This is a genomic window from Streptomyces sp. NPDC127084, assembly GCF_042724175.1.
Taxonomy (GTDB): Bacteria; Actinomycetota; Actinomycetes; order Streptomycetales; family Streptomycetaceae; genus Streptomyces.
This window is the reverse complement of the sequence record NZ_JBHXFA010000074.1, coordinates 29,486-34,713: the sequence shown is the minus strand read 5'-3', so window position 1 is coordinate 34,713 and position 5,228 is coordinate 29,486. Positions and strand designations below refer to the sequence as shown.

Here is a 5,228-nt window from a genome sequence, read left to right as displayed (position 1 = left end):
CCAGTCGACGGTCGACGTCGAGAGGTGTCCCCCCCCCCGCCGCCCCGGGCGGGGGGCCGGGCGGCCCGGCCGGCGGGGGGGCCCGCCGGCGGGGCCCCCGCCACGGCGTATTCGCGGGGGGCGGGCCCGCCGGCCCGGCCGCGTAGCCGCCGGGTCCCGAGTCTTCCGTTTCCGTGGTCACATCGAGGCTCGTCACCCGGCTACTCCCGTCTCAGAGCGGTCAGAGCTGTCCAGAGCGCGTCAGCACGGTCAGAGCGCGTCGGGGCCGCGTTCGCCGGTGCGGACCCGGACCGCCGTCTCGACCGGGACGCTCCATACCTTGCCGTCTCCGATCTTGCCCGTCCTGGCGGCCTTGACCACCACGTCGATCAGCTGTTCGGCGTCGTCGTCCTCGGCCAGCACCTCGATACGGATCTTGGGCACGAGGTCCACGGTGTACTCCGCGCCGCGGTACACCTCGGTGTGGCCGCGCTGCCGTCCGTAGCCGCTGGCCTCGGTGACGGTGAGCCCCTGGACTCCGAAGGCCTGGAGGGCCTCCTTGATCTCGTCCAGCCGGTGCGGCTTCACGACTGCGGTGATGAGCTTCATGCGTCCACCTTCTTGGTCTGCTTCGTCTGCGCTGCGGCTGCCGCGTTGTCGGCCGGTGCGGGGGCGGCGCTCCGGCGCGCCGCGGCTCCGCCGCCCGCTCCGCTGAAGTCGTACGCGGTCTCCGCGTGCTCGACCTGGTCGATACCGGAGACCTCGTCGTCCTCGGTGACCCGCATACCGATCGTCTTGTCGAGGACGAAGGCGAGGATCGCGGAGACGATCAGAGAGTAGGCCAGTACCGCGAAGACACCGATGGCCTGCTTGCCGAGCTGCTCGAAGCCGCCGCCGTAGAAGAGGCCCTTGACCTCGGACTGGACACCGCCGGTGGCGAAGAAGCCGACCAGGAGGGAGCCGATGACACCGCCGACGAGGTGCACTCCGATCACGTCGAGCGAGTCGTCGTAGCCGAACTTGTACTTGAGGCCGACGGCCATGGCGCACAGCAGACCGGCGACGGCGCCGATGGCGATCGCGCCGAGCGGGGAGCAGGAGCCACCGGACGGAGTGATGGCGACCAGGCCCGCGACCGCGCCGGAGGCGGCGCCGAGGGTGGTGAAGGAGCCGTGGCGGATCTTCTCGTAGCCGAGCCAGGCGAGCATCGCGGCGGCGGTGGCGACCTGGGTGTTGACGAACATCACCGCGCCGACGCCGTCGTCGTTGCCGAGCCAGGAGCCCGCGTTGAAACCGAACCAGCCGAACCACAGCAGCCCTGCGCCGAGCATCACCAGCGGGAGGCTGTGCGGGCGCATCGGGTCCTTCTTGAAGCCGACCCGCTTGCCGATCACGAGGATCACACCGAGCGCCGCGGCGCCCGCGTTGATGTGGACGGCGGTGCCGCCGGCGAAGTCGATCACGCCCATCTCGAACAGCCAGCCGCCCTCGCCCCAGACCCAGTGCGCGACCGGGAAGTAGACGACGGTGACCCACAGGACGATGAACAGGGCCCAGGCGGTGAACTTCACCCGGTCCGCGAGCGCGCCGCTGATCAGGGCGGGAGTGATGATCGCGAACATCAGCTGGAAGACGGCGAAGACGTACACCGGGATGGTGTAGCCGTCCCACAGCTCGGTGAGGCCGATACCGCTCAGTCCGACGTAGTCGGACGACCAGCCGATCAGTGAGCCGGAGTCGGTGCCGAAGGCCAGGCTGAAGCCGTACAGCACCCACAGGATCGTGACGATCCCGAGGCTGATGAAGCTCATCATCAGCATGTTGAGGGTGCTCTTGACCCGGACCATACCTCCGTAGAAGAAGGCCAGGCCCGGCGTCATGAGCATCACCAGCGCGGAGCAGATGAGCATGAACCCGGTGTTGGCGGCAGACAGCTCGGCGTCTGCGGCAAGCGTGATGCCTGGGGGCATCGGCGTCTCCTCGTCGTCGTACGGCCTGTGCGGGCGGAGCCTGGGCTGGCTGGACAACCGGTGGGGTGAGTGTCCTGAGCGGCTGCCGGGGAGTCGGCCGGTTATGCGCCATGAGATTGGCGCGCCGCGGTTTCCGCCGATGCAGCCCGATGTTTCGCGGCAGTGACGAAGCGGTCGTACGTGTTACACGCCGATGAACTGAAGGGTCACGGGAAGGTCACGCGCGTACTCTCCACGGCGGAGGAGAAGGCGTCGGGACGCGCGTCGGGGCCCCGCCGGGCTCCAGCCAGGACGGGTCGAGTGACTCCCGTGCCACCGCCCGGCGCATGCGACCGGCCGCGACGCACCCGGTTGACCTGGCGTGGGGGGCCGAGTCGGGCTGTTATGGGTGGCGTCGCGGCCGGAGTTCTGTGGGTGACCCGCCAGGTCAGACTGCCTCGGCGGTCTCGGGGAGCTGGGCGGTGAGCACCTCGGTGAGAACGGCGACCTGCGGGACGTCACCGAAGTCCCTGGCCGCGATGTCGAGGGTCCTGCGCAGCCGTGTGTTGACCCGCTCCGAGCGGATCTTCCTGGCGACCGTCAGGGCCTGTCCGGCGAGCTGAGTGGACTGCTCAGGCTCCCGCTTCAGCAGATGCACCGTGGCCATGCCGATGAGGTTCAGCGCATACGAGCGCTGGTACTCGTGCTCCTTGGCGAACAACTCGACCGCGCGCCGCATGGCGGGCTCGGCGAGCGAGACATAGCTCGGGCTGCGTCCGGCCACATAGGCGAGGTCGCGGTAGGAGTGGGCGTTCTCGCCGTTGAGCTCGGCCTCGGTGAAGAAGCGGATCCAGTCGGGCTCGGGCTCGTTTGCCTCAAGCGCGTCGGCGAAGGTGTCCTCCGCCATGCGGACGGCGCGCTTGGTCTTGCTGGGCTGGCCCATGTTGGCGTAGGCGCGGGCCTCCATCGCATACAGCATGGCCTGGGTGCGCGGGGTGGCGCAGTCACGGCTGCCGTACTGGGCGAGGTGGATCAGCTCCAGGGCGTCGTCCGCCCTGCCGAGGTGGATCATCTGCCGGCTCATGGAGGAGAGGATGAAGGAGCCAAGCGGCTTGTCCCCGGCCTCCTTGGCCGCGTGCAGTGCCAGTACGAAGTACTTCTGAGCGGTGGGCTGGAGGCCGATGTCGTAGCTCATCCAGCCGGCGAGCTCCGCCAGTTCGGCGGCGCATCGGAACAGGCGCTTCGCGGTCGGCTCGGAGTGGGACTCCTGGAGCAGGTCGGTCACTTCATGGAGCTGGCCGACGACGGCTTTGCGCCGCAGACCGCCGCCGCACTGGGCGTCCCACTGGCGGAACATCGCGGTGGTGGACTCCAGCAGTTCGAGCTCGGGCTCGGAGAGCGGGGAGAGGCGCTGGGAGCCCGTCACCGGCGCCGGCCGCGGCGGGGCGGGCTCGGCGGGCGGGCCGGGAACCAGCCAGCGCTGCATGGGCTCGATGAGCGCTGGGCCCGCCGACAGGGCGAGCGAGGTGCCGAGGAAGCCGCGGCGGGCCAGCATCAGGTCGCTGCGCGAGAACTCGTTGAGCAGGGAGACGGTCTGGTGACCCGTCCAGGGCAGGTCCACACCGGACGCGGAGGGCGACTGGTGGGCTGTGCGCAGCCCCAGGTCCTCGATGGCGACGACGCTGCCGAAGCGCTCGGAGAAGAGCTCGGAGAGGATGCGCGGGATCGGCTCGCGCGGCTGCTCGCCGTCCAGCCAGCGGCGTACGCGTGAGGTGTCCGTGCTGATGTGGGGGGCGCCCATCTGGCGCGCCCTGCGGTTCACCTGCCGCGCCAGCTCGCCCTTGGACCAGCCACTGCGCACAAACCACGAGCTCAGCTGCTCGTTCGGGCGCTTGCCGGTGGACGTACCGTCTGCGCCGCTGTCGCCGCTCACTGGAACGCCGCCCCCTATCTGTTGCCGTGTGTCGCTCTGTTGCCTTGGTGCTGTGGTGCCGTGTCGCCGTGTTGCCGCGTCACCACTGTCACGCGAACCCGTATCAGGCTGCGGTGGGTTCCTGCCCCTGCTTCAGGGAGTTGCACCCCTTCGAACGCGAATCCGGGGCAGAAAACCGACGTGCCTCCGGCATACCCACATGGAAGGCGTCACCCCTCGGGTCCGTGCACTGAAAGTAATCCTACGATCACGGGCGCGGCCATGGCGTTTCCAGAAACGCCACCATTCGCCACCCCTGCGAATGAACCCTCCTGCGGCCAGGCGCGATTCACTTGACATGCGACAACATGCGACAACGGAGCAGCAGGCGGAGCGTTGCGCGCCAGGGCGCACGGAATGAGACGCACCACCCCTAGTGCCACGAGGCGCCTTGCGGCCCGGTCAGGAGGACCGGTTCCGCGACTCTGCGTCACGACAACGCTCCAAGTCGTAACCACCGACGCGTTCGACCCGTTGGAGGGGGCATGGGCTTCACGATCGGCGGCAGCCGGGTGGTCAGGGAGATCCGGCCTTGGGGTCCCCCCGGCCGAAGGCCGGGCGGCGCATGGCGCCGCGGGCGGACGGCCACGACCGAGTGCACAGCGGTGGCCGAGTACACAGGGCTGTGGGGCTGGGACGTGGCACCGGGCGCGCGGGCGTCGGCGGGGCACTGCTCCTGTGGTGAGGCGTCATGCGCGGCCCCGGGGGCACATCCCCTGGACTTCGCCCCGGAGGTCCCGGCGGGCGCGACCCTGGACGACGCCACCAGGGCATGGGCCGAGGTGCCCGGAGCGTCGGTGCTGCTGCCGGTGGGGCGGACGTTCGAGGTGCTGGATGTCGCGCTCAGCGCGGGTCAGCACGCGCTGGTGCGCCTTGAGCGGATGGGCCTCCCACTCGGGCCCGTATGCGCGACGCCGACCGGTCGCACCCAGTTCTTCGTAGCCCCGGGCGCGGCGTCCGAGCTGCCCGGCCTGCTCTACCGAATGGGCTGGGACGACGCGGCCCTCGATCTGCACTGCCTGAGCACCGGCAGCTTCATCACGGCCCCGCCCTCGGATCACGGCGGCCTCGGACCGGTGCGCTGGCTCCGCCCGCCGTCCCTGGACACCACGGCGACCCCGCCCCAGGCCCGGCTCCTGCTGGGCACCCTGGCGTATGTCTGCCACCGCTCGGCCGCGGTGTAGAACCGCCTTCACACAGCACGGCGGGGGGGCGGCGCCGCCCGCGACTGAACGTCCCCGCCCGCGGGGGGCAGTACTAGCGCGACCCGACCAGCAGCTACCACGCCACCGCGCGCGCCGCGCACTCTCGCCGAGAGACAGAGAGCG

Annotated in this window: 4 protein-coding genes; 1 reads left to right on the top strand and 3 read right to left on the bottom strand. The window is 70.3% G+C overall.

Translation table 11 applies throughout. The features are described 5' to 3' along the window. Positions 1–249 precede the first annotated feature (249 nt). The 3 genes from ACFWI9_RS18685 to ACFWI9_RS18675 all read right to left on the bottom strand — a co-directional run bounded on the left by ACFWI9_RS18685 (position 250) and on the right by ACFWI9_RS18675 (position 3,861). Positions 250–588, bottom strand: a complete 339-nt coding sequence (locus tag ACFWI9_RS18685; protein ID WP_338673182.1) for a P-II family nitrogen regulator — start codon at positions 586–588, stop codon at positions 250–252. Beyond that, positions 585–1,949, bottom strand: a complete 1,365-nt coding sequence (locus tag ACFWI9_RS18680; RefSeq protein ID WP_387163278.1) for an ammonium transporter — start codon at positions 1,947–1,949, stop codon at positions 585–587. The genes ACFWI9_RS18685 and ACFWI9_RS18680 overlap by 4 nt, the downstream gene beginning before the upstream one ends. Positions 1,950–2,376: 427 nt before the next feature. Continuing rightward, complete coding sequence (locus tag ACFWI9_RS18675) at positions 2,377–3,861, bottom strand: hypothetical protein (protein WP_387163276.1); 1,485 nt, start codon at positions 3,859–3,861, stop codon at positions 2,377–2,379. 524 nt (positions 3,862–4,385) lie between these two features. Here ACFWI9_RS18675 and ACFWI9_RS18670 point away from each other — a divergent pair. Beyond that, positions 4,386–5,084: a bifunctional DNA primase/polymerase gene (locus tag ACFWI9_RS18670; protein ID WP_387163274.1), complete on the top strand. Its 699-nt coding sequence runs from the start codon at positions 4,386–4,388 to the stop codon at positions 5,082–5,084. Positions 5,085–5,228: the final 144 nt, after the last annotated feature.

Bases quoted from the DNA above. Each gene is read 5' to 3' on its own strand.
- ACFWI9_RS18680 (WP_387163278.1), bottom strand. From the start codon at position 1,949: ATGCCCCCAGGCATCACGCTTGCCGCAGACGCCGAGCTGTCTGCCGCC.
- ACFWI9_RS18670 (WP_387163274.1), top strand. From the start codon at position 4,386: ATGGGCTTCACGATCGGCGGCAGCCGGGTGGTCAGGGAGATCCGGCCT.
- ACFWI9_RS18685 (WP_338673182.1), bottom strand. From the start codon at position 588: ATGAAGCTCATCACCGCAGTCGTGAAGCCGCACCGGCTGGACGAGATC.